Annotated in this window: 20 protein-coding genes and 1 riboswitch; of the genes, 16 read left to right on the plus strand and 4 right to left on the minus strand. The window is 59.1% G+C overall.

From position 1 onward, the window contains the following. Positions 1-26: 26 nt before the first annotated feature. From CKV89_RS02520 to cobA, 4 genes are all read left to right on the plus strand, one after another. Positions 27-1,001, plus strand: coding sequence for an alpha/beta fold hydrolase (locus CKV89_RS02520; RefSeq protein WP_157728072.1), 975 nt, complete (start codon positions 27-29; stop codon positions 999-1,001). 32 nt (positions 1,002-1,033) lie between these two features. Continuing rightward, positions 1,034-1,489, plus strand: coding sequence for a GatB/YqeY domain-containing protein (locus CKV89_RS02525; RefSeq protein WP_034401324.1), 456 nt, complete (start codon positions 1,034-1,036; stop codon positions 1,487-1,489). 232 nt (positions 1,490-1,721) lie between these two features. After that, a complete protein-coding gene (locus CKV89_RS02530) occupies positions 1,722-4,475 on the plus strand; it encodes an alpha-amylase family glycosyl hydrolase (RefSeq protein ID WP_051277608.1) in 2,754 nt (917 codons plus the stop codon). A gap of 152 nt (positions 4,476-4,627) precedes the next feature. Beyond that, positions 4,628-5,623 (plus strand): uroporphyrinogen-III C-methyltransferase, encoded by a 996-nt coding sequence (cobA, locus tag CKV89_RS02535; RefSeq protein ID WP_157728073.1) that lies wholly within the window; start codon positions 4,628-4,630, stop codon positions 5,621-5,623. A 53-nt stretch (positions 5,624-5,676) separates the two neighbouring features. Here cobA and CKV89_RS02540 read toward each other — a convergent pair whose 3' ends face one another. After that, a complete protein-coding gene (locus CKV89_RS02540) occupies positions 5,677-6,861 on the minus strand; it encodes a glycerophosphoryl diester phosphodiesterase membrane domain-containing protein (protein ID WP_028327480.1) in 1,185 nt (394 codons plus the stop codon). A gap of 525 nt (positions 6,862-7,386) precedes the next feature. On the opposite strand from CKV89_RS02540, the gene CKV89_RS02545 reads away from it, so the two are divergent. Further along, positions 7,387-7,899 (plus strand): MarR family winged helix-turn-helix transcriptional regulator, encoded by a 513-nt coding sequence (locus tag CKV89_RS02545; RefSeq protein ID WP_051277609.1) that lies wholly within the window; start codon positions 7,387-7,389, stop codon positions 7,897-7,899. Here CKV89_RS02545 and aroD read toward each other — a convergent pair whose 3' ends face one another. Then, positions 7,900-8,709: a type I 3-dehydroquinate dehydratase gene (gene aroD / locus CKV89_RS02550; RefSeq protein WP_051277610.1), complete on the minus strand. Its 810-nt coding sequence runs from the start codon at positions 8,707-8,709 to the stop codon at positions 7,900-7,902. Between aroD and CKV89_RS12595 the strand changes: the two genes are divergently transcribed. The 9 genes from CKV89_RS12595 to metB all read left to right on the plus strand — a co-directional run bounded on the left by CKV89_RS12595 (position 8,708) and on the right by metB (position 19,277). Further along, positions 8,708-9,241 (plus strand): hypothetical protein, encoded by a 534-nt coding sequence (locus CKV89_RS12595; protein ID WP_324603350.1) that lies wholly within the window; start codon positions 8,708-8,710, stop codon positions 9,239-9,241. The two genes, aroD and CKV89_RS12595, sit on opposite strands and share 2 nt — an antisense overlap. 217 nt (positions 9,242-9,458) lie before the next feature. Beyond that, on the plus strand, positions 9,459-9,722 hold the full coding sequence (locus CKV89_RS02560; protein WP_028327482.1) for a GlsB/YeaQ/YmgE family stress response membrane protein: 264 nt from the start codon (positions 9,459-9,461) through the stop codon (positions 9,720-9,722). Between the two features lie 172 nt (positions 9,723-9,894). Further along, positions 9,895-11,430, plus strand: coding sequence for a plasmid pRiA4b ORF-3 family protein (locus tag CKV89_RS02565; protein ID WP_154657668.1), 1,536 nt, complete (start codon positions 9,895-9,897; stop codon positions 11,428-11,430). A gap of 116 nt (positions 11,431-11,546) precedes the next feature. Continuing rightward, positions 11,547-13,190 (plus strand): amidohydrolase, encoded by a 1,644-nt coding sequence (locus CKV89_RS02570; protein ID WP_028327484.1) that lies wholly within the window; start codon positions 11,547-11,549, stop codon positions 13,188-13,190. Positions 13,191-13,377: 187 nt separating this feature from the next. After that, positions 13,378-14,853 (plus strand): glucose-6-phosphate dehydrogenase, encoded by a 1,476-nt coding sequence (locus CKV89_RS02575; protein ID WP_084441182.1) that lies wholly within the window; start codon positions 13,378-13,380, stop codon positions 14,851-14,853. 62 nt (positions 14,854-14,915) lie between these two features. Continuing rightward, the gene (locus CKV89_RS02580; RefSeq protein WP_028327486.1) at positions 14,916-15,539 is read left to right on the plus strand and encodes an L-threonylcarbamoyladenylate synthase; all 624 of its coding nucleotides are present in this window, start codon (positions 14,916-14,918) and stop codon (positions 15,537-15,539) included. Positions 15,540-15,587: 48 nt separating this feature from the next. Further along, positions 15,588-17,321 carry an arginine--tRNA ligase gene (gene argS, locus CKV89_RS02585; RefSeq protein ID WP_028327487.1) on the plus strand — a complete coding sequence of 578 codons (1,734 nt, stop codon included), beginning with the start codon at positions 15,588-15,590 and terminating at the stop codon, positions 17,319-17,321. A 221-nt stretch (positions 17,322-17,542) separates the two neighbouring features. After that, positions 17,543-17,890 carry a hypothetical protein gene (locus CKV89_RS02590; RefSeq protein ID WP_028327488.1) on the plus strand — a complete coding sequence of 116 codons (348 nt, stop codon included), beginning with the start codon at positions 17,543-17,545 and terminating at the stop codon, positions 17,888-17,890. A gap of 35 nt (positions 17,891-17,925) precedes the next feature. Continuing rightward, positions 17,926-18,040, plus strand: a riboswitch (SAM riboswitch). A gap of 52 nt (positions 18,041-18,092) precedes the next feature. Further along, positions 18,093-19,277 (plus strand): cystathionine gamma-synthase, encoded by a 1,185-nt coding sequence (gene metB / locus CKV89_RS02595; RefSeq protein WP_231935426.1) that lies wholly within the window; start codon positions 18,093-18,095, stop codon positions 19,275-19,277. 88 nt (positions 19,278-19,365) lie between these two features. Here metB and CKV89_RS02600 read toward each other — a convergent pair whose 3' ends face one another. Beyond that, complete coding sequence (locus CKV89_RS02600; protein WP_154657669.1) at positions 19,366-20,469, minus strand: glycoside hydrolase family 26 protein; 1,104 nt, start codon at positions 20,467-20,469, stop codon at positions 19,366-19,368. Between the two features lie 287 nt (positions 20,470-20,756). Between CKV89_RS02600 and CKV89_RS02605 the strand changes: the two genes are divergently transcribed. Both CKV89_RS02605 and CKV89_RS02610 read left to right on the plus strand, forming a co-directional pair. After that, entirely contained in the window at positions 20,757-22,187 is a 1,431-nt protein-coding gene (locus CKV89_RS02605) for a hemolysin family protein (RefSeq protein ID WP_051277612.1), read from the plus strand. Continuing rightward, the gene (locus tag CKV89_RS02610; RefSeq protein ID WP_051277613.1) at positions 22,184-23,272 is read left to right on the plus strand and encodes a hemolysin family protein; all 1,089 of its coding nucleotides are present in this window, start codon (positions 22,184-22,186) and stop codon (positions 23,270-23,272) included. Before CKV89_RS02605 ends, CKV89_RS02610 begins: the two co-directional genes overlap by 4 nt. A 94-nt stretch (positions 23,273-23,366) precedes the next feature. Here CKV89_RS02610 and CKV89_RS02615 read toward each other — a convergent pair whose 3' ends face one another. After that, a complete protein-coding gene (locus tag CKV89_RS02615) occupies positions 23,367-24,563 on the minus strand; it encodes a TerC family protein (RefSeq protein WP_028327490.1) in 1,197 nt (398 codons plus the stop codon). Between the last annotated feature and the right edge of the window lie 394 nt (positions 24,564-24,957).

A 24,957-nucleotide genomic window follows, 5' to 3' on the forward strand; every position in this document is an offset into this window, starting at 1 on the left:
GGAGGTGGGTGGCACAGGATGGGGCAATGAGTTCTGTGTGCGGTGAGGGTTCTGGTCTGCAAGCGTGGAAGGGGCAGGTTGAAGGTGCAGATGGGGTGCTATTAGGTGGGTATGTGTGGCGCCCGCGCGGGCAGGTGCGTGGGGTGGTGTACCTGGTGCACGGGATGGCCGAGCATGCGGGGCGGTATGCAGGTGTGGCGGAGTTTTTGGTGGGGTTGGGGTGGGCGGTGTGTGCGCATGATCAGCGAGGGCACGGTCGCTCGGTCGGCGGCTCTGGTCATTTAGGGCATGTGGAAGGTGGGTGGGATGCGTTGGTGGGTGATGTGCAGGCGCGGTTGAGGGCGGTTGCAGAAGAATTCCCGGGGGTTCCGTTGGTGGTGGTAGGGCACAGCATGGGGTCTTTCGTGGTGCGTGAGGTAGCTATGCGTCACGCAGCGGCGGATGTGCGGGTTGATGGGTTCGTGTTTGTGGGTTCTGGCGGGCCACTTGCGGTGCCGGTGCTGATGACTGATGTTTTGTTGGGCGGGTTGGCCTCGATATGGGGGTGGGCGCGGCCGTGTGGCTTGATGGATCGGCTGGTGTTCGGTGGGTATAACGCTCAGTGTGGGCGTACGCGAACGGGCAGTGATTGGTTGAGCGTGCGGCCGCAGGTGGTGGATGCCTATGAGGCGGATCCGTTGGCCGGGCATGCTTCGTCGTTGGGTTTGTGGCGTGATCTGGTCAGAGCTGTTGGTCGAGTGAATCGGTGTGGTGGGCAGTATCTGCAGGTGCCGGTGTTGTTTTTGTCTGGGGTAGATGATCCGGTGGGAGGTATGGGTGTGGGGGTGCGTCAGGCTGCTGCACGGGTGCGGGGCGGGTTGGGTGCGCAGGTGGAGTGTGTGGTGTTGCCTGGTGAGCGTCATGAAGTGCTCAATGGTGGGCCTGGTTGTGCTGCTTGGGTGGTGCTTGAGCGTTGGTTGGGGACGCATTGGCCAGTGGGGGATGTCGGTGGGGGACAGTGATGCTCAGGTGAGGTGGTGGGAGAATTAGGAGCATGACTTCTTTGAAAGAGCAGTTGCACTCTGATTTGAACGCGGCGATGAAGGCTCGTGATGAGGTGGTCACGGCGACGCTGCGGATGGTGATGACGGCGATTTCGAATGCCGAAGTTGCTGGTAAGGAAGCGCGTTCGTTGAGTGATGATGAGGTGCTTAAGGTGCTGGCGAAGGAGGCGAAGTCGCGTAAGGAGTCGGTGGTGGCGTACTCCGAGGCTGGTCGTCCGGAGCTGGCTGATCGGGAAAGTGCTGAGTTGGCGGTGCTGGAGAAGTATTTGCCAGCACAGCTGGAGGATGCCGAGTTGGCGCAAATTGTGGATGAGGCAGTGGCGCAGGTCGGGGCGACTGGCATGAAGCAAATGGGTCAGGTGATGAAGGTGGCGACCGCGGTGGTTGCTGGGCGTGCTGATGGTGGTCGGGTTTCGGCTTTGGTTAAGGCGCGTTTGATGGGTTGATGGTTTTCGGTGGGGGCGGCGTGAGGTGGTGGGCGCCGTTCTCACCGGCTGGTTGATTGGTTGTGTTTGCGTGTGTGGCTGGGGCAGAGGGCTTTTGGCGGGGCCCGGTTGCGTGCGTCGAGTTCGTGCATGGTGCTGTATCCGCATAGGGTTCCTCCGACCTGTCTATGTGTCTGTACGTGGCCGATAGGTGGTTCACGTACATGCTTGAGCGCAGTGGAGGAGCCACTTCATGTCGGAGCAGTGCGATGAAACGAGTTCGGTGGGTGGCGGTATCGCGGTAGAGACGTTTGAGGCGTGTGCGCCGCAGACGTGGGCGCAGGCGTCGTGGCCGTTAGGGGCTCATGAAGCAGGCCGGTTGGTGGTGACTGCTGAGGAGATCTTGTCCGGATCAGTGCCGCCGGTGCGGGTGGAGCGTGGTGATCGCGGGTTTTGTGAGGATGTTCCGGCCGAAGAGCGGGTGGGGTGCACGTTCGCTGTGTATGCGCCGCGTGCAGAGCGGGTATTGCTGGAGTTTTACGCTGAGGCTGTTGGAGTGGATGCGGCAGCTGAGTTTGATATGGCTCGAGGTGAAGACGGTGTGTGGCGTGCGCGGGTGCAAGGCCCGGGGCATGGCACGTTGTATGGGTTCCGTTGTTGGGGCCCGAACTGGGTGGTTGATCCGCAGTGGTGTCGGGGTGGTTCAGCGGCGGGGTTTATGGCGGATGTTGATGAGGTGGGGGACCGCTTCAATCCGAACAAGGTGCTTTTTGATCCCTATGCCCGAGAAATCACGCACAATCTGGCATCGGATTTGATTCATGAGCACGGTGGGTGCGTGGATGTGTTTGCAACTGGTGGGGTGGAAGTGGATGGGCGTGCACGGCGGGAGCTTGATTCGGGTAGGTGGGCCCCTAAGGGCGTGATTGTTCTCGATGGCACGTCTACGGGGGCGCGGCCATTCACGCATATTTCGGACGCGATTATTTATGAGACGCATCTGCAGGGATTTACGGCGCATCCAAGTTCGGTGCGGTTGCCGGAGTTGTTGGCTGATGTGGCTGGTTTTGGTGAGGTTGTTGGAGTCCCTGATGAGCTGCGGGGCACGTATGCCGGTGCTGCGTATATGGCTCCGTATTTGCGGGCGCTGGGTGTAACCACGATCGAGTTTTTGCCAGTGCAGGAATCTACGTCGCGTAATGCGCCGGTGGGGCCAGAAGATCCCCGAGAGAATTATTGGGGCTATACAACTTTGGCTTATTTTGCGCCGAATCGGGCGTACGCCCATGACCGTTCGTTGGGTGGGCCTACGCGAGAGTTTAAAGAGATGGTGGCCGCGTTCCACGACGTCGGTATCGAGGTGTACGTGGATGTGGTTTACAACCACTCTGGTGAAGGAGGGCACTGGGAAGGGGATCTGGATACGGTCTCGTTCACGTCCCTAGGCGGCTTCTCCACCTCGGAGTATTACGTATTGACGGCGGAAAACCGGCTGGTTGATGGGGCCACAGGTGTATCGAACCAGATGAATTTCTCCAGCTCATGTACAGCGGCGGTGACGTTAGATTCGCTGGCGTACTGGCTGCATGACATGGGAGTGGATGGGTTCCGCTTTGATCTAGCGCCGGTGTTGGGGCGTAAACCAGATGAGGCAGAGCGCGACGATTGGGAAGAGCAACGACGGTTTTTTGATCAGCATCCGGTGTTGATCGGTATTGCCAGGCTGGGTGAACTGGCTGGAGCAGAAGTTATTGCCGAAGCATGGGACTTGTGGGGTTACGAGGTCGGTAACTTCCCACCGGGGTGGTCTGAATGGAATGGCCGTTTCCGTGATGCGGTGCGACGTTTCACAAAGGGTGATGCGAACACGGATTCGTTCATCGACATGATGAATGGCGATTACGAGCATTTCTACAACGAGAAAGATCCGGGAAAGTCGATCAATTTCGTTACTGCTCATGACGGCTTCACGATGATGGACTTGGTCTCGTACAACGGAAAAACAAATGAGACCTTGACGTGGCCGTTTGGGCCTTCTGACGGTGGCAGTGATGACAACGAGTCGTGGGATTCCGGTGGTGATCAGGCACTGCGGCGCACGCGGTTGCGGAATTTCCTCGCAATCCTGATGTTTTCTCGCGGTGTTCCCATGATTGTGGGTGGTGACGAGTATGGGCGGGGCCAGAACGGAAATAACAACCCGTGGAATCTGAATTCGGTCGGTATGTGGAACAACTGGGCGCAGGCTGGTTCGAATGCGCCGATGCAGCTTCCGGTAGATCCAGATGACCCGGAAAACGGTGGCATGTACTACGACGTGTTTGGGGTGGCGGATTGTCGAGAAACCGTCAATCCCATTCTCGTTTTCACGCGAGCGCTCACGTGGATTCGGCATGCCTCTCCAGAGCTGCGGCAACGGTACTGGGGAGCCTATGCCGGTGAAGATGAGGTGCAGTATCTGTTCCGTGATCCTTCGGGGCGGCGATGGACGCAGCCTGGTGATCGCGCGTTGCAGGTGCGGTTGGGGACAGCGCAAAGCCCCGACGGTGATTTTGTCCTGTTGATCAACATGGAGGATCACGAGGTCGAGTTCACTTTCCCGAGCCTGGAAGATCCTTGCGCTGAGGAGACAGAGCTGGTCGAGGAGGCGGCAGGTCCTGGTGGTCGGTGGGAGCGCCTCATCGATACGGCGCCGTGGGCAGAACGGTTTTACAACGTGTTCGGTTCACTGGCGACTGCGATCCGTGGGCAGGCATATGCCGATCAGGTGCGTGAAGCGATCGCTGAGGCTGAAGCTCAGGGAATGGACGTTCAAGAGGCGATTGGTTCAGCAGCGGGGGTGGATGCTGATCGGGTGCCGCGTGACTATCTCGATGGTGACCGGTATCGGATGGCTCCGTGGTCGATTGCGGTGGCTCGTCAGACACCCCCTGAGCCTGCGGACGAGGCTGAATCTGCTGAAGGGGAGCCTGCTGAAGAGTCTGAATTGGTAGAGCAGCAGGAGTAGAGAAGTCACCGCTATCTGCGGTTTCTTAGCAGTCTAGGTGGTTGCTGCGTTGCACTATTTGTGGTGATTTTTGTGACATAGCAGGGCTGTTGGTGCAGGCTGGGCCGCGTCCGGCCTGCACCAACAGCCTGGGTCGGTGTTACCTTCGCTGCGTGCACATCGACATCGACCTGCAGACCGCCACTGTTGTGGTGATCGGCCCAGAACGCGAAGCGAACTGGGCGGTAAAACGTTTCGCGCCGTTGGCGGCAGAGACAATCGTTGTTGACGATCCTGCTGCCGTTCCTGTCGGCGGCAGTGTTCTCGTTGACGTCACTGGTGGCGCCGCTAAATGGGCTCAGGCAGTTGCCGCGTTGCGTGTTGGACGGGTCACGGTGTGTCTTGATGTGCCGGATAGCGGGGGGCAGATCGTTCTTGTCGGCGCAGGTCCGGGGCATCATGATCAGCAGAGCGTTGCTGTGCGTCGTGAACTGTTCAACGCTGATGTTGTTTTCACGGACAGGCTCGCCACCTATGACGATCACGCCACGATCGCCCGCTTAGCGCCAGCAGCTCGCATTGTTGATGTCGGTAAGCTTCCTGGCGCTCACCGGGTTCCCCAGCGTGAGATTGAGGCCCGTATGGTTCAGGCTGCTCAGGCAGGTGACTACGTGGTGCGCCTCAAAGGCGGAGATCCATTTGTGTTCGGCAGGGGTGGTGAAGAGGTCGCTGCGGCGGTGGCAGCGGGCATTGAAGTGCGGGTGTTGCCGGGGATCACTTCGGCGGTGGCGGTGCCAGAGTCGGTGGGGATTCCGGTGACGCACCGAGGTGTTGCGCGTGCGTTCACGGTGGTCAGTGGGCATGAACCGTTCACTGAGGAGCAGAGTCGTGGATTGGTGCAGGCGGGCGGGACCATTGTGGTGTTGATGGGGGTGGCGACGATGGTTCGTTCGATGGCTGCTTTGGTGGCGGCAGGGATGGATCCGGATACTCCGTTTGCGGTGATGGAGCGTGGGTTCACTGATGAGGAGCGGGTAGTGCGGGGTGTGGTGGGGCAAGCGGAGGCGTTTGTTGAGCGGGAGTCTCCGGCTGCTCCGGCAGTCATTGTTATTGGTGGTGTTGCGGATGTGAGCCTGTTGCAGGGCGGGGTTGATGAGGTTGTGTCATGAGTGGGCGGGGTGCCTCACATTCGTGAGGCCCCCGCCCATCCATATGGAGCTAGTTAGTTACCTGCTGAAGGTGGGGTGTTCCCGGCGTTTTTGTCCTCGTCGGGGCGTGGTGAGGTTTCGTTGTTTGTTTCGACGCGTTGCCCGTATCGGGGCTCTTCGGTGGGGGGTTGCTGGCCGTATCGCTGGGGTGTTTCAGCCGCAGGTTCAGTTGTGGTGGCCCCGTAGCGTTGGCCTTGTGGCTGGCCCCACTGGGCTGTTTCGGCTTGCCAGGGAGCGTCAATGACGTGCGCTGTGGGGGTGGGGTCTTCTTCGTTGCGGCGGCGGCGCTCATCCAGGTAGAGGATTGACATGAAGCACGCCATGAGCGGTGCAAAAAGGATGTTGAGCAGTGCGCTCAAAATATTTGCGGTGACTGCGCCACTTGAGGTTGCGGGATTGTTCCCGAAGGTTTCTTCCATGGGGGCGCCGAATGCCATGCCTAGCGCGGCTGTCACGATGAACCAGACGATTCCTACGGCGATGTTGAACAGGACCAGACGTCCAAAGACGCGCCAGAAAGCACCTTTGGTTAGGTGCCAAGAACGGCGCAGCGGGTTGAGCCCCTTGCCGGTTTCTAGGGCCAGGGTTGCTAGGTAGAAGCACCAGCGGACAGCAACGTAGGTCACGATGACGAATATCGCTATGGCGGCGATGAAGAGAGCAATCCCGGCGGTGGGGCCTTCCACGCCGCTCACGCCGATGCCGAACAAGATGGCGACAGAGAGCACGATCGAGAGCACAATCGCCGCAGTCATGAACACGATGGTGGGCAGAGCGCGTCGGAAGAGCCCTTTGGTGCTACGGGAAAGGTCGCGGTATGTGGGGCGGCGAGTGGCTTCAGTTTCGATGGCCAGCACGTACAGCATGCCGTTGATCTTCACGGTGACGGCTAGATAGAGGAATGCTGAAACGAGGAGAACGACCGCAGCGGCTAGGCCTCCTGCGGCGAGCTTCCCGGAGGAGATGGACACTCTTCCGAGGCTGTCGAAGTTTCCTGCTGCGGTAATTAGAGCGATGAAAGCGACCGCGAGGACGGTGGCCGCGCCGATGATCAAGAGCGCAGCTTGCGATAGCAGCGAGATACCGATGAATAGCCCGGGGCGTTTGCCGAAGAGCGCGAAAGCTTTCGTGAAGGCTGTGGTGGCCTTGAGCGGGGAAGGCGGTAGTAGGCGGGTTGGGGGTGGTGTGAGGGGTTCCATGGCTCCACCGTAGGTGACCGGGGTGAGTTTGAGGTGTGGGGGGGAGAGGAGGAGTTGTTGGGGGCAGGGTGAGCTTAGGTGGGGTTTCTTTATCCCCCAATGGTTTCGAGGTGAACCTCCAGTTATTACATACGTAAGTGCGTGGGAGGCCCCACATGTGGTCGGTCGTTTACAAAGCGTGCGCAAGGATGAGGCAGGCTCGCCGGGGCCACCCACCTTCGGGATGTGTCAGATGTCGGGGGAGGGGCGAGCTTTTGTGCTTTATGCCGGGTCAATGACCTGCAAAGCCCTCGCTGAGGGGCGTGGAGCCTAGGCGATCCTGTCCCGTAGTAGATGGCTTACTACGGGAGGGGGTGGGTGGTCACCTGAACGGTGCCTCCGACGTGTTGAGGTCATGGCGGTAATGTTCCGGGGTTGCTGACCGTTAAGCACGTCGATCAGTGACGCGCTACACCCCATTGAATGTGGAAGAAAGTGAATCCGGGGGGAACGTGAGTTCGTATCCGGTCGAAGGGAGGTGCCGGAGTGACAAGAACCCGGCTAGAAGAGCAGGTCCGGTCTGAAGAACAGCCCGTAGAAAGGACTGTCGACGACGCGTTGATTCGTATTCTTCGCGCCATGTCCAGGGAGAGCACGCGGCGTAGCCGCTGCGCGGGCATGCGGCCTGCTTTGTCAAACACGGATGTGTGGCTGCTGGGATTCATCCATGAGCACGAGAATGTGCGGCCCACGGATCTTGCCAGCTGGCAGGACGTGGATAAGTCAACAATCACAATGCAGTTGAAGCGGCTTGTTGCGGCGGGTTTGGTCAAGCGGGTTGCTTCACCGCGCGATCGCCGTTCGATCAACGTCACTTTGACGGTGAAAGGTAAGGCCGCTTTGGCCAATGTGCATGAGCAGGGGATTGGCTTCCTAGCCGATTTGCTGTCCACCTGGAGTGTGGAGGATCGAGGAGAGTTGGCGCGCTCGATCTCCCGGCTGGCAGATGTGATGGAAGCTCGTGTAGCGCCAGTGCGTGATGGCTGTGACGCTGCCTAACTAGTGTTCAGTTGAGTCGTCGTTGTCGTCACGGGTCGGGGCGGCTCTCTCCAAGAGATGGAGAACTGTGACGACGTCGTCGACGGCGAGCTGACCGGGAGCAGAGGACGCGGCCACCCGTGCGAAGGTGGCCGCGCTCCCGAATGCTGCGCCAACAAGTCGGCTGGCGGCGCCGAGGGAGCCCATGGCGATCGTGATCAGGGGGATATGGGCTTCTTGGTGGCGCAGGCTAGTAGCAGTGAAAAGATGCGCCAGATCCAGCGAGGTGGTCGCTGTGACAGCAAGTTTGGCGATGTCGGCGCCAGCGTTTTCCATATCGGCAAGCAAAGACACCATGGCGCTCACCTCAGGAGTTGCGGTGAAGTCGTGCGCGGATGCGATGACGAGGGCACCTTCGGCCTGAGCGACGTGGATAGCGGTGGGGCCTACCGGGTGTCGGTATTCGATATCGATGAAGTCAGCGCCAGCACCTGCGATGGTCTCGATGAGGTGGAGGTAGTCGGTTTCGGTGGCTGATCCGTTTCCTCCTTCTCTGATGGTGCGGTAGGTGAAGCAGCAGGGCAGGTCATGGCCAGTTGAGGCGATGTGCTCGGTGAGCTGGTGGAGGGTGTCTGCGTATGCCTTGACGGAGCGTGCATGGCGGAACTGATCGGCGCGCCACTCGAGCATGTCGGTTTCGGTTGCTGCGGCACGGGTGATTTCTTCACGGAGCGTGTCGATGTCAGAGCCAACTAGGGGGGTGATGACGGTGGTGCGGCCAGCACCAATCGGTCCAGCAGCGCGGACGGTGGGGGAAGGTGTGGTGTCCATGATTGGCTCCTGCCAGGCGCGGGGGTCAGTTACCGACATGCGCATGTTCCTCATGCTGAATCCTGTGCTGGCTCATACGATGCCAGGCATGACCATGTCTTCGAGCAATGATCACGTACTCATCACTGGCAACGTTAAGCGCCAAGGTCGTCACCGTTCTCGTGCGGCGGCGGAGCAGAAGAAAACTGTTTTGCGTGATCCAGAGTCGGTGAATACGGCATTGGTGACTGCGTGCGGGCTGATCGGGGGATTTGCTACAGCCCAGCAGACAGGGGTACGTCCCTTGGGGGGTGTGGTTTTGGCGGCGGCGGGGCTATATGCCGGGCGTAGCTGGGTAAAGGTGGCTGGTCCGGGTGTTGCCGGTGCACTGGGTGCGGTGTACATGGGCGCTTTTGGTTTGTCGCATCCGTTGGCGAAGAAGATCGGGGCTTGGCCGTCTGTGTTCGCGGTGACTGCGGTCGCTGCGGGAGCAGCGTGTGCACTATCCGACAGTCGCGCTGAGCGCTGCCGCGTGAAACATCACCGTTCGTGAAATTTCTTAAAGTCCTGAAAATCCCTCATTGTTAGGTGTTTTCATCCTTGAGGGTGGAGTGGGTTGTTGATTAGCTCACCTAGTGTCCACATAGATACTTCCGTGGTGGCCGTTTTTGCTGTGGCTGTGAGTTACCAATAATGGTTCTAGCGGCCCCTTCAACGTGCCCGGTTACCGCGGGCGTTTCTGATTTCAGAACCGCACGAAAGGTGAACTGATGCTTACGCTTGGATGGATCGGCTGGATTGTTATTGGCGGCCTCGCTGGGTGGATTGGCAGCAAAATCATGGGTACAGATGCGCAGATGGGGTTGGTGGCCAACATTGTGGTTGGCGTCATTGGTGGTCTTATCGGCGGATTTGTTTTGAATTTGTTTGGTGTCAATGTAGCTGGCGGCGGGCTTATTTTTAGCTTCCTGACAGCTCTGCTTGGTGCCGTCATTCTCTTGTGGATCGTGAAGATGGTTACAGGGCGCCGCTGAAAAACTCTCTTACTGAACCTGCGTAGATGGTTCCTTTGGGTGAAACTACCGAAAAGCAGCCATCTACGCGGGTTTATAAAACCCAAAAAAGGTTGAGCAGAAACCCTGAAATCAATCCACATCCCTGCCCCACCAATGTGAATACTGTCTGGCATAGGCCTAGGGTTCCGGTGTGACCAAGGGCAAGTTTCAGTCCTTCAACGGAAACGTCTTCCAGTTTCCGCGCGGGGGTCGTGACGGTCAGGCCAATCGGCTTGACACCACTAACTCGAGTGAGCAGACCTCGAGCTCTACCGAGCTGCCCGAAGTCGTGACAGCAAACGTCACCGCACCCACAGACGACCGACTGGCGTGGAGCGTGCCCCGCATCACGCGCATGACACTGCACGTGCAGCTAGAAAATTCCTACCCCTCGATATGGCGCCGAATCGAGATAGACGCCTCCATACACCTGGACCAGCTACACGAAGTTCTCTGCGCAGCGATGGGATGGGACGGTGCACGGCAACACCAGTTCGCCTTCCCTCACGCCCCAGACCCTCAACAAGCCTCACTTATCCCCCTGACAGAGCTAGAACAGCTGAGCCACACCCGAACTATCCAGCCACCCCAGCAGAACAATCACCGCGACCACTACGAGGAATCCCACACCCAGGTCGCAGACGTCTTACCCGCCGTAGGGGCAACTCTGCAATACAGCTACGGCCTGGCACATAGACAGCAACACACCATCACCGTCGAGACAATTCAACGGGGCTTTCCCGGCCAACCCCGCGCCCGCCTCATCGACGGAAACCATGACCGGTTCGAAGAAGAAAAAGCAACACGGCGCATCCAAGACGTAGACCTACTAGAACAACCTCCACCAACACCAATGCTGGAATGCCTCGACCCTGCCGTAACTGACATAGCAGGCATCGTCGACAGTCACGGATGGCAGGCCCTACGCCACCTCATCGGAGCATCGCGGCTAGATACTTCATCCCTGATCCACGAGCACGTCCTGGCCACTCAAACAGGTGTGACCGACATCTCACATATATGGACCGTGGACAGCAACCCCACCGAACTACCTACCTACCTCGATGAACAGACCTGCGCCCTCATGGTTGAGCCATTCGCTCAACTCCTACGTCAATGCGGCGACCCCCACGGGTGGACCCTAGGAGCCGACACAACCCGCCGCGGCCCCTCAATCACCGACCTCGACGCCGAACTGCTTGACGCCGCAGTTGGACTACGCCTCATACACATCGTGGACGATCACGCCTACATCCACCCAGAACTGCCCTGCCTGGACACTCCCCGCGACCTAGCAGAAATCATCGCCCGCAGACTTCCCCTAGGTGGATCCGAACATGCCCGTGCAGCAGGTGTTTTGGCACTACTTACCGCAGCATCAGGAGTGGTAAGCCCCGCCCTGCTAGCCGACCCTACCGCCCACGACCCCTACACCCATCACGCAGCCCGCATCGCGCGGCTATGCCTGGATGTCGTACACGGCCTCGGGTGGGATCCACGCGAAGGAGACCTCCACGACCCCACTGTCGCGTTCTGGGGCGCCCAGACATGGTCCGTCATTGCGATCCTCTCCGGAGGAAACGGCATAGCTGGACGAATGCCAGAAGCATTCCCCGGCACATTCCCCGCCCCCGATCTTGCCGAAAGCGTTTCCTTGCTAGCGCGCTCAGCATTACGCATGTGGTGACAACGCATAGTTCGCGTGTTCCACACACCCACCCACGGTGAACGGTCACATACTGTCGAGGTGCATGTCCTGTAAAAGTAAGACGGGGTGAGCATGGTCTGTGAGGAGTGAGTTGCATGCCAGGAAGGCTCTTCATCAACGCCAAGGTGTTCACGGGCCGTGGTGAGGATGACTTCGCTAGCGCCTTCCGTATCGACGGAGGACGCTTCTCATGGGTGGGCGGACCATACCGCGAATACACCGAACCGGCAGACATCCCCGAAGCAGTCCGCGACGTCCCCACCGTCGACCTCGAAGGCGCCACCGTCGTCCCCGGATTCCTCGACGTGCACCAGCATCCAGTACTCGTCGCCACCCTCGCCGCAGGCCCCTCACTGATGCCGCCCCTGGTGCGCACCATCCCGGACATCATCAAACGCCTGCGCTATCACGCAGACCTGGCCCCAGAAAACGAGTGGATCCTCGGCTGGGGCTACGACGAAATGTACCTAACAGAGCGTCGCCAACTCACCCGCAAAGACCTCGACCTCGTCAGCCGCGACCGGCCCGTATTCGTTCGACGCTCAGACCTACACACCGCCTCCTGTAACTCCGTAGCACTACGGATGGCAGGCATCACCCGAGACACCCCCGACCCCGAAGGCGCCCGCTTCGAACGGCACAGCAACGGCGAACCCAACGGAATCCTGACCGAATTCCGCGCCGTAGAAGCCGTAGCCTCAGCCATCCCACCCATGGGACGTGACCACCTCATCCGCGAACTACTCGCCGTAGGAGACCACCTCACCCGCCACGGCATCGTCGGCGTAGGCGATGACCTAGCTGCCGTCGCAGCTACCGACATACTCGACATCCTCCGCGAAGCACAACAAGCCGGATTCGCCCAACACGTCAACATCTACCTGCCCTGGACCGTCCTGTCCGATGAGATCGCCGCAGGCAACCCCCGCGTCCTCACCGACGACGACAGATTCGGCCGCATCAAAATCGCTGGCACTAAAGTCTTCGTTGACGGAGCCATCTCCAACGCAACCGCCTGGATGGCCCGCCCCTACCGCGGCACCTTCGACCAATTCGGCCGCCGCACAATCAACGCAAAAGAACTCCGCGCCGCCGCCGAATGGGCACGCGACAACCGAGTCCAACTGGCCGCACACGCCATGGGCGATGCCGCACTCGAATTCCTCATCGACGTCGTCGGCGACATGGACCCCTGGATGACCGACGTACCCAGCGTCCAAGTGGAACACGCCAGCATCCTGCCCGAACCACTACAACAGCTCATGCTCCGCTCCCGCATGAACTTCGGCATCGTCACTCACTCAATCTTCGACTTCGCCGAAATGGACGTCTACAGCGCCAACCTCAGCACCCGCGCCCTCGTCGACGCCTACCCCCTACAACGCGTCTACCGCTCCTTCCACGCCTCATGCCTATCCTCCGACAGCCCCGCCACCACTTGGATGGATGCAGACAACGTCTTCACCTCCATCCAAGCCGCCGTGGATCGTACCGCCAGCAACGGCACCACTCTGGGATTCGCCAACGCCCTCACCATCCCCCAAGCCATCCTCATGTACACCTCACGAGCAGTGCGCGTGGCACCCCACACCGGCCTAGGACGCATCGCTCAAGGCGCCTTTGCCAACTTCGTCATTCTCGACCGCGACGTCTTCACCACCCCAGCCAAAGAACTCGGCCAAGTCCGCGTCGCCTCCACCTGGATCGACGGTGAACGTGTCTACCGCCGCGACACCTAAAACACAGACCACCACCAGTACGCATAACCACCAGTCGATGCATACGCCCCACCTGCCAGTCACACCCCAGCAACCATGAATATTCAGCCGCAATATTCAGCCGCGCCACCGACAAACCGATTGGGCACCAGGGAACCCCGATGAGGTGCACGCACCTCACCCATGAACACAACCCAGGGAAGGTGCCATGCCTCAGTCCGCCACACCACACCGAAGCATCCATGAAGCAGGCACCGACAGCGTCCTGACCCCCAGGGACGCCCAACGCCTCTCCTCTGAAGGCGGCCGAAGCCCCCGCGTCAACCTCCTCATCCTCGGAGCCTCCGGCGATCTGACCCGGCGCCTCCTCCTACCTGGACTGGGAACTCTCCTCCTCGCCGATCCCGAACGACGGGTCCGCATCCTCGGCGCCGCCGCTGACGACCTCTCCGACGAAGAATGGCGCCTACGTGTCCTGCAAGCCCTCGCTGAAGGAGGCTGCGGACAACGCGGCGCCTCCCGCCTGGCCGAACGATCCAGCTACACCAAAGTTGACCTACTCAGCTCCGCAGCAGTCCGCGACCTCATCGCCGAACTAGGCAACGAACCCGCCATCATCTACTTCGCGCTACCCCCACGCATCACGCACAAAGTCCTGGAAGTGCTCGCCACCATCGGCATCGGCCCCAACATTCGCCTCGGCCTCGAAAAACCCTTCGGCAATGACCTACAAACCGCACGCGAACTCAACGAACTCCTACACAGCTTCGCCGACGAATCCCAGATCTACCGAGTAGACCACTTCCTCGGCCGCTCCGGAGTGCTCAACCTTCTCGGATTCCGATTCGCCAACCGCGTCTTCGAACCCCTCTGGAACTGCGCACACATCGAATCCGTCGACATCATCTTCGACGAATCCCTCGCCCTTGAAGGCCGTGCCGCCTACTACGACCACGCCGGCGCCCTCATCGACATGATCCAATCCCACCTCCTGCTCATGCTGGCCCTGACTGCCATGGAAGACCTCTCTCGCATCGAGGCCCTCGAACTACGCGACCTGCAAACCCACCTCCTACGCTGCGTATCCCTCTGGAACGAAGACCCAGCCCAATCCTCCCGCCGCGCTCGCTACTCCGCCGGCGTCGTCGAAGGCAAGAAAGTGCCCGCCTACGTCGACGAAAAAGGCGTCAACCCCGACAACATGACCGAAACCCTCGCCGAGGTCACCGTCCGCATCAACAACGAACGCTGGGCAGGAGTGCCCTTCCGCCTGCGCAGCGGCAAAGCCCTAGGAAAAAACGACCGCCGAATCGTCCTGCATTTCAAACCCGTCGGACACCTACCCACCGGATTCGGCCCCGCCCCCGGCGCTAACACCCTCACTATTTCTCTCTCCCCAGAAGAACTCCAGCTCGACATCGCCACCAACGGCTCCGGCGACAAATTCAAACTCGAACGCAGCCGCATGACCGCAGTCCTTGGTGAAAGCGCCATCCGCCCCTACGGCGAAATCCTTGGCCACATCATGGACGGCGACCAACTCCTATCCGTCCGCGGCGACACCGCTGAAGAAATGTGGCGCATCCTCACCCCCGTCGTCGAAGCCTGGCGCAACAACGAAGTCCCCATGCATGAATACTCCGCAGGCACCCACGGACCCGACGAATGGGACACCTTCGCCTAACAGCACCACGAGGGCCGACGAGCCTTAACCGGCCGCCGGCCCTCGTCATTTAGCCTTCCATCATGGCCCGCTACCTCGACATCCACCCCATCGACCCCCAACCCCGCCTCATCACCCAAGCAGTAACCATCCTGCGCGAGGGCGGAATCATCGCCTACCCCACCGAATCCGGATACGCACTCGGCTCAGCCATCGGAAACGCCACCGGAAAACAACGCATCAGCGACATCCGCAAACTCGGCAAAGAGCACCAATATTCGCTCATGTGCAGCGACTTCGCCCAGCTAGGGCAACTCGTCATGCTCTCTAATAGCCAATTCCGTCTCGTCAAAGCTGCCACCCCCGGCCCCTACACCTTCATCCTCAAAGGCACTAGCGAAGTACCGCGCAAACTTCTGGACCCCAAACGCAAAACCGTTGGCGTACGCATCAGCGACCACAAAGTCGTCCAGGCACTACTTACCGAACTAGGCGAGCCCCTGCTCACCAGCACCCTCATACTTCCCAACGAAACCAGCCCTATGATCAACGGCTGGATGGTCAAAGAAGAACTCGACCACCTCGTCGACGCTGTTATTGACGCCGACGACGCTGGCATCGAACCCACCACCGTTATCGATCTCACCAGCGACATCCCCGAAATCTTGCGCCGTGGAGCCGGAGACACCGCCCTTTTCGACATGTAAGTAAACCCTCAGCCGCAATAGTCACCACGACAGGCCTAGACTTGCTCCATGAGTACGCCCCTGGATGTCATCACCCCTAAGGTCTCCGCCGCGATCTCAGCTGCCCTCGGCGACGAATATGCAGGTGCAGACCCCGTACTCCGACCAAGCCAATACGCTGACATCCAAATCAACGCCGCTCTCGCACTAGCCAAAAAAGCAGGTAAGAAGCCCCGCGACGTCGCCGAAGCCATCGTCGCCAACCTCGACCTGGCTAACGAAACAAGCAACATCGAAGTCAGCGGCCCCGGATTCATCAACCTGACCTTCTCCGACGAATGGCTCGCCACCCTCGTCACCGAACTCGCCCACGACGAACGCCTTGGCATTCCCGCCCAAGAATCCACCAACATCCCGATCGACTACTCCGCCCCCAACGTCGCCAAAGAAATGCACGTCGGGCACCTACGCACCACCGTCGTCGGTGACTGCCTTGCCCGCACCCTGGAAAAACTTGGGCATAACGTCATCCGCCAAAACCACATTGGCGACTGGGGAACACCCTTCGGCATGCTCATTGAGCACCTGCTCGAAGTCGGTCTCGAATCCGAAGAAGCAGCACTGCTCAAGAACAACCCCAATGCCTTCTACCAAGCCGCCCGCGCCAAATTCGACGGCAACGCTGAATTCGCCACCCGCTCGCGCAGTCGCGTCGTCAAACTGCAAGCCGGAGACCCCCAGACCCTCGAGCTGTGGGAAAACCTCATCGAACTATCCAAGGCCTACTTCAACCGCATCTACACCGCCCTGGATGTCACTCTCACCGACGATGACCTCGCCGGTGAATCCACCTACAACGACGAACTACCTGACGTCTGCCACCAACTCGAAACCAGCGGCATCGCAGTCGTTGACGACGGCGCCCTGTGCGTCTTCCTCGAAGAATTCACCGGCCGCGAAGGAAAACCCGTACCACTAATCATCCGCAAATCCGACGGCGGATACGGCTACGCAACCACCGACCTAGCCACCATTCGCCACCGCGTCCGCGACCTCAAAGCCAGCAGAATCCTCTACGTCATCGGCGCACCCCAAGCACTCCATCTCAACATGATGTTCGCCACCGCCGCTAAAGCTGGCTGGCTGCCCGAAGATGTCGAAGCCACCCACATTAAGATCGGTAACGTGCTCGGCGAAGATCGCAAGATCCTGCGCACCCGCTCTGGGGCCCCTCAGCGCCTCATGGACCTTCTCAACGAATCCGTTGCCAAAGCTAAACGCCACATCGACTCCGCCCGTCCCGAACTTCCCGAAGAAGAACGCGCGGAAATCGCCCGGCAAATCGGCATCGGCGCCGTCAAATACGCAGACCTCTCCGTCGCCCACGACTCCGAGTACGTATTCGACCTCGACCGCATGCTCAACCTCACCGGCAACACCGGGCCCTACCTGCAATACGCCGCTACCCGTCTGCGCTCCATCTTCCGCTCCGCTGACGAAGCCGGAATCGCCGTGGCAGACACCATCGGCCTACAACAATCCCACGAACGCGCCCTAGCGCTACACCTGCTCGAATTCGGTAGCACCGTCGCCGCAGTCGGGGATCTATGCGAACCCCACCGGCTCGCGGCCTACCTGTTCGACCTGGCCCAACTCTTCAGCGCCTTCTACGAAAACTGCCCCGTCCTGGGCGCTGAGGACGAAGACATCCGCGCATCCCGCCTAGCCCTGTGCAAAGTAACCCTCGAGGTACTCATCACCGGCCTAGACCTCCTGGGCATCCGCGCACCCGAACGCATGTGACCCCCAGGGGCGGGCAGCGGCTCCCTGGCCCCGCCCGCCCCTGGCCATAACTCCACCCGCCGGGACAATAAAACCCGGCGAAATGTGCGCCTTATCCCACCGACCCCAAAACGCTAGAGACAACGCACCGCCCCCACATACCCTGCAGTATGGCGACGGTGACCCAAACCATGCATCAGCTGCAAAACCCGCAGCTCACAAGCACTCTTAGGGATTTATGCGTGGAGCATGAAATCGCCCTACTCATGCTCCACGGCACCTGTGTGACCAGCACCACTGACGCCCCCCGACTCGACCTGGCCTACCTGCCCGCCCACTCAAACATCGATCACCTCCGCGTTGTCACAGCCTTCCTCGCCATCCTGCCCACCGAACGACTCGACATCATCGCTCTCAACTGGGATGACCCCATCGCCGCCCACACCGCGTTCGAAAACGGCCGCCCCCTCTACGAAAACGAACCCAACCTCTTCACCACACTGCGCCACCAAGCAGCCATCGACTACGCCCACTCACACTGGCTCCACGATTTCACCCTCCCCACCCGCACCCCCTACTGGGAAGCGTGACCTACCACCAAAAATCGCCTGTTAGCCTGGATGCGAATCCATCACGACCGGCTGAGGGACTGGACCGATGATGCCGGGGCAACCACGCCAAACCCCTGCGCGCACGGTGCCACATCCTGCGGCCTTCACCCGAAAGCCGACAGATGGACTCAACCGCACAAACGCGGACATGGATGTGGCCTCCTACGCGCAGACCACATCCATGAGAGGCCGCACGCACATGCACGACATCTCACCGATCACCCGCGCCATCCGCACCGGTATCGCCGAAGACCCCAACCACGGCGCCGTTATCCCACCCCTATACCTCAGCACCACATACACATTCGAAGACTTCAACACCAAACGAATCCACGATTACAGTCGCGACACCAACCCCACCCGCGACATTCTCATCCGAGCCTTGGCCACCCTGGAAGAAGGCGTAGGCGGTGTCACCACTTCTTCGGGAATGGGCGCCATCACCACCCTTTTATTCATGCTGACCAACAGCGAGGACCACATTCTCGTCCCCGCTGATTGTTACGGCGGAACATGGCGACTCTTCGAATCTCTTGCCGAACGCGGCCACTTCACGTGTACCACCGTCGACTTCACTGACATCAACGCAGTGCGCGCTGCTCTCCAGGCCCACCCAACTGCACTTGTGTGGATCGAAACCCCTTCTAACCCCACCATGCGCATCACAGATATCGCTGCCGTCGCCGCAGCAGCCCATGAAGCAGGTGCTGTCGTCGTCGCTGACAACACCTTTCTCACACCACTGCAACAGCGACCCCTGAGCCTGGGTGCTGACTACGTCATGCACTCCACCACCAAGTACATCAACGGACACAGCGACGTTATCGGGGGAGCCATCATCGCTTCCACCCAACAAGGCGCAGACAACCTACGCTTCTGGGCCAATAACCTCGGAACCTCCGGCAGCGCCTACGACAGCCACATGATCATGCGCGGACTACGCAGCATCGGTCCCCGTATTGCTGCACACCGCACAAACGCCCAAGCAATCGCCGAAGCACTCCAAGCTCACCCCGCAGTGGAACGTGTCTACTACCCAGGCCTGCCCGACCACCCTGGACACGATCTAGCATCCCGCCAACAAGACGGTTTCGGCGCCATCGTCAGCTTTGATTTGTGCGGTGGCCTCACCGCAGTCAAAGCCTTCTTAGACGGCCTCCAACTGTTCACTTTCGCCGAATCGCTTGGCGGAACCGAGTCCCTCATCGAACATCCCACCACCATGAGCCACGCAACCATGACCGAACAGGCACGCCAAGCCGCAGGAATCACCGAAGCAATGCTGCGCCTGGCTGTTGGGATCGAAGACACCCAGGACCTGCTGACAGATATCACCATGGCACTCGATCGTGCCCATCGGGCCTGAGGTCAGCAGCACACCAGCTCACGTGGCGGCACAGGAACATCGAACGCATCTTGCCGTCACGTGAGTGGCAAATTCATCTTCGAAGTCACTATAAAAATTCTCGCCTCGGTGATAAAGCAGCAGGTAAGGCGGCGGTCGCTGCGGTTGCTGACCCCGGTGCGTGGTATGTAAGTTGTGGCATCCACGCCAGGTAGGCCCCTTGCGCCTCAGGGTTAATAGAGAGAGCACATTTGCAGTAGTCATCGGGCTCTTCGAAGTATGTATCGAAAGCCATGATGTCGCGATTGGCGTACATCCACCCGTATGCGTAATGAATGTATTGAGGGTTATCTCCGCCGGATTCCTCTGATCCCCGTATGACACCCCACTCGGGAAGAGCGAACTTTTTGCCGTGCGTGCGGGCAAATGTGCCCCAGTAGTCCCACCCTTGCGGACGTGTCTTGTGTTCTTTCCACCCTTTCTGGTCGTACGGCGGGGACCAGTCGTAGGCGTCGATACCGACGATGTCTACGACGTCGTCTCCAGGCCAGGCAGTTGTTGCATCGGGGAGTGAATTTCCGCGACCTTCATTGGGGTTCCAGACGATCCGAAGGTCAGGCCCGCCGGATTTAAGCGAGGTTGAGGCCTGCCGAAAAGCTGTTTTAAAGGTGCCGACATTGGATGGTGTTGCTTTCCAAGGCCAATTCACGATGTTGAATTCCCAGCCAGGACGGACATATGCATTGGGATACTTCGTGGTGATCAAAGCACCTAGTCGTTTGAAATCTTCGTTGTATGCGCCTTGGGCGGCCTTTTCTAACGTCCCGTCTTTAGGGAAGAGTTGAACAGAGATGTTGAGTGTTCCGGAGAAACCGGCAGGAATGGTTTTCTCGGTGAGCCACCAGTCGCTGAGATGCTCCTCCCAGCTTCCGCGGGTAGGGGACACGCCCAACACATCTAGTTTGTGTCCTCGCATTTTTTCAAACGCGCCAGTGATTTTCGGATCATGCCCAAATACGCCGCTGTCCCAGAGAAGCCCGCTGGGCCTGGGGGTGTATCGATAGTTCTTATTGGGTGATCTATCGATATCGTCAGGAATTCCAGAAGAGGAACACGAAGAGACTGCAATTAACGTTGCGAGAAGCGTTGCGATAGTAGCTGTTACGCGTACCCAGCGGCTGCGGTATTTAACGACGCACGATGTAGCTGTCATGAGACCCCCGGGTGTGTGCTGTGACGTAGTGGAGCCCCCCGCTCCGACCCTTGTCCTTTTCGACGATACCGGGGGAATCTGGATATATACAGAACACAGAGATGACTTCTGTTGAGATACGGGCAAGTGCGAGGCATCTCTGCTGGGTCAAGGGCTCTACGATGAGTTGTCATGGACATATCCCGACAATCAAAGGGTCGCCTCGCGAACAGCCCGGCGACCCTACGTCCGGTCGTTCTTCTTTCACCGATATCAACCGTAGGTGTTCACCACGGTGAGGGTGGCCGATGACCTCTGCATGGTTCCTCCTCGGTATTTTGATTTTGTTGATTGCTGCGAATGCATTGTTCGTTGCGGTGGAGTTTTCATACATCACCGTTGACCGATCTCGAGTGCAAAAAGCTGCGGCTGAAGGAGATCCGACGGCGCAACAAGTCGAGCGCGGTCTGGGTAAGTTGTCCGAACAGTTGTCGGGAGCTCAGTTAGGTATCACCGCCTGCAGCCTGATTACTGGATATGTGGCTGAGCCTTCTGTGGGGCAGCTTCTGGCTGCTGCCCTGAATGCAACAGCCCTTCCTGCCTCTGTGTCGATGGCTGTATCCGTATCCGGAGCTTTCATCATTGCGACCTTTGCTCAGATGGCTTTCGGGGAACTAGTTCCTAAAAGTTGGGCGATAGCTGAACCAAACCGAGTAGCCCGTTTGGTTGCTTATCCACAGGCTTGGTACATGCGTTTGTTTGGTTGGTTGGTTCGTTTTTTTGATCGAGCCGCCGAACGAGTGGTGCGCGCGTTAGGTATGGAACCGGCAAGCGAATTAGATCAAGCGCGTAGCCCCGCAGAATTGACCGCACTGGTGCAGTATTCAGGGGAAGAAGGCACACTCGATAAAGCCACCGCAGAGCTGGTGGCGCGGTCAATTGAATTCGGTGACCGCACAGCCGCTGAAGTGATGGTTCCGCGTCCGCGTGTGAACTTCGTGGAACGAGAAACCACAGTGGAAGAGTTGATCGCCCTTGTTATCGAATCAGGACACTCCAGATTCCCCGTCCAAGGTGATGACGTCGATGACATTGTGGGAATCGTTCACTACAAAGCCACATTGGGAGTACCCATCCAGATGCGCGCGCAGCGTCGCGTCGAAGAGTTTATGGTTGCGCCGTACGTAGTTGCCGAAACGATGACGTTGGATCCGCTCATGCGTGAGTTGCGTGAGCCTGGGCTGCAAGCAGCAGTCGTGATTGATGAATATGGCGGTACCGCAGGTCTGGTGACCTTGGAAGATCTCGTCGAAGAAATCGTTGGCGAGATCCGAGACGAACACGACCAATATGTGCGCAGATATCGGCGCACCAATGACGGCGGATGGATGATTTCTGGTTTGCTCAGACCAGACGAAGCCTCGGCAATTATTGGCCTAGAAATCCCCGAGGGTGAAGACACCGACACAATGGCTGGGTTGGTAGTGGAGCAGCTGGATCGGATCCCAGAGCCAGGAGACCAGACCGTTCTTGAAGTGAAAGACCCACAACGTCTTAATGACAAAGAACGAGCCGTACCTGCATGGATCAGATTGACGGTGGTGAGCCTGGATGGCCATCGCGTGGATCGGATGATCGTGCACCGCTTCGACGAAGATCCGCGCGTATCTGAGCTTGGTCATGGCGATTCGTCTGTGGAATCCCAGAACACAGCTAACGACGTTGAGGGTGGTGCATGATGAACGAAGGTGCCGCGCTGGCGATCATGCTGGTGTTTCTCGTGTTTAACGCGATCTTTGTGGCTGCAGAGTTTGCACTGGTTTCAGTTCGCCGTGACCAGCTAGAGCCATTAGTGCACGAAGGTAAATGGTCGGCGCGAATCACCATGAAGGTGGTTAAAGACGTCAACGTCGCTATTGCTGGTACCCAGTTGGGTATTACAGCCTCGTCGTTGGCAATTGGTGCAGTAGGTGAACCTGCATTGCATCACCTCATGGCGGCTCCGTTTGCGTTCATGGGTGCGCCAGCGTGGCTGGTAGGACCGGCAGCGTTGGTGTTGTCTTTGGTCATCGTTATCTACCTGCACATGGTGTTGGCAGAGATGGTCCCTAAGAACATTGCATTGGCGGGGCCTTTGAGGGCCTCGTTGGTGCTGGGGCCGTTCATGTACTTTTTTGACTTCCTCGCTCAACCGTTTTTGTGGTTGATGAATGCGACGGCGAATGTGGCGCTGAAACTAATGCGGGTAGAGCCTAAGAATGAGGTGACGGCGGCTTTCGATCGGGATCAGGTGCGGTCTTTCATTGAAGAGTCAGGGCGCGAAGGTGTTCTGGATGAAGATGAGACGGCGCTGTTGGCGCATGCCCTTGACTTCGAAACGGGCGTGGCTTCGGATGTGGCATTGCCTGCTGACTCGTTGAGGACAGTTCCGGATTCGGTGTCGATTTTAGAGCTGGAGCAGTTAGCTGCCCAGACAGGATTCAGTCGCTTCCCGGTGGTGGGAGGCAAGGGCATGTACATCGGTTACGTGCACGTCAAAGATGTATTGGGCGCCCCGGACGCCTCGCAGCCAGCAGTGCCGCGGTACCTGAGTCCGTTGCCCTCGATTCCAGCGGACATGGGGTTGCGCGAGGTAGTCAGGCGTATGCAGCGTAGTCAAGTGCATTTGGCGGTGCTGACCGGGGAGGAGGGGGTTCCGGCGGGTTCTCAGGGCGCGGTCATTGCGTTGGAGGACGTGTTGGAAGAGCTGGTTGGTGATGTGCGAGAGGCGATTGCGGTGCCTGAGGCTGCATCGGCGGGGCGTGCGCCGCAACAGAATGTGTAAATAGTTTTACGACAAACAACGTCAGGGGCTTGGTCATAACAAATGATGCGTTATGACCAAGCCCCTGACGTTGTTGCGTGGATTGACCTCCGAATTAGCCGTGCTTGGCGTGGAGGGCGTGCGCCTCGGCGAGGTGTTTTTCGAGCTCTTTGTGCTCTTCTACCAGGTGTTTAAAGCGGTCATCGATGCTGCGCAGGCTGCGCTCTTCGACGAGCATTTTCTGGTAGGTCTCTTCGCGGTATTCGGCGTCGACGTCGTTGTCTAGGTCGATGTAGGTCATGGCGTGGCGGTTGGTGTTGTTGATCAAGGAGACCGCTTTGCCTTTGGGGGACAGGAGGGAAGCGATAACCGTGATCGCTAGAACACCGATGATGACGCTTAGGGATAGGCCGATGCCTACCTCGGGTACGTGGATGGGTTCGCCATTGTTGATCCAGGGCAGGTTGTTCTCGTGCATGGCGTGCAAGATCAGCTTGACCCCGATGAAGAACAGGATCGTGGAAAGGCCCCAGCTGAGGTAGATGAGTCGGTCCAGGAGCCCATCGATGAGGAAGTAAAGCTGGCGCAGGCCCATGAGAGAGAAGGCGGTTGCTGTGAAAACGTTGAAGACGTTTTGGGTCAGGCCGAAGATCGCCGGGATTGAGTCCAAAGCGAAGAGTAGGTCTGTGCCACCGATGGCGACCATGACCAGCAGCATGGGGGTGAGGTGGCGTTTTCCGTCCACCATCGTGGTCATGCGGTCGCCGTCGTAGTAATCGGTGGTGTGGAACGTTTTACGTGCGATGCGGACGATGATGTTGTCGGCTTCTTCGGCGGGGTCTTCTTCTTCACCGCTGAGTTCGCTTTTAACCATGCCGAATGCGGTCCAGATGAGGATGGCGCCGAAGATGTAGAACACGGCAGCGAAGGCGTTGATGGCTGCGGCGCCGACGAAGATGAATGCGCTGCGGGCCAAGAGCGCGAAGACGATGCCGAAGAGCAGAACTTTTTGTTGGTCTGCCCTGGGCACCTTGAAGCTGCTCATGATGATGAGGAAGACGAAGAGGTTGTCGACGCTCAACGCTTTCTCGGTGATGTATCCGGCGAACCATTCCCCGCCCATTTCGGCGCCGCCGATTCCCCATACCGCTGCTCCGAATGCGATGGCGATGCCCACATAGAGGGCCGACCAGATCGCGGCTTCTTTGAGTGTCGGTATGTGTGCCTTCCGGATATGGAAGAAGAAGTCATACGCCAGGAGCGCGACGATCAGAGCGATCGTTCCCTCCCACACGATGGCGGGGATATCCACTTGCTGCCCTCTCTCGAGTCTGGGTCGGTAAGCCACGAAGGAAGCACACGGGGGGGCGATCTGTGGGGTGTCGTCGGGGGACACCCTCGCCGAAGCAGCAGGGGACGGAGCTGGTCCGGCCCTCTGGGCCTGTGGCCCCCGTAGTGCTGCCGACACCGGGACGAGCGAGAACGTCGTCGCATGTCGGTGATCCGTGTGGCGATTCCGCGGACCCGGTCCACGCAAACACCAGAGTTCGTTACGTGCCGGTACCCCGGGCAGGGCGTCGGTCGTTCTCGAACTCATCTTCGCGAACAGGGATGTGACTTGAGCCTACACGGGAGTTTGTGCGGCGTTGAAGATGGTGCGAGCCAACCTTTAGTGCGGGTCGCCTTCAGTTGGCTGGTGGTGCAGC

Origin of the sequence: Dermatophilus congolensis, from assembly GCF_900187045.1 — a bacterium.
GTDB classification, from domain to species: domain Bacteria; phylum Actinomycetota; class Actinomycetes; order Actinomycetales; family Dermatophilaceae; genus Dermatophilus; species Dermatophilus congolensis.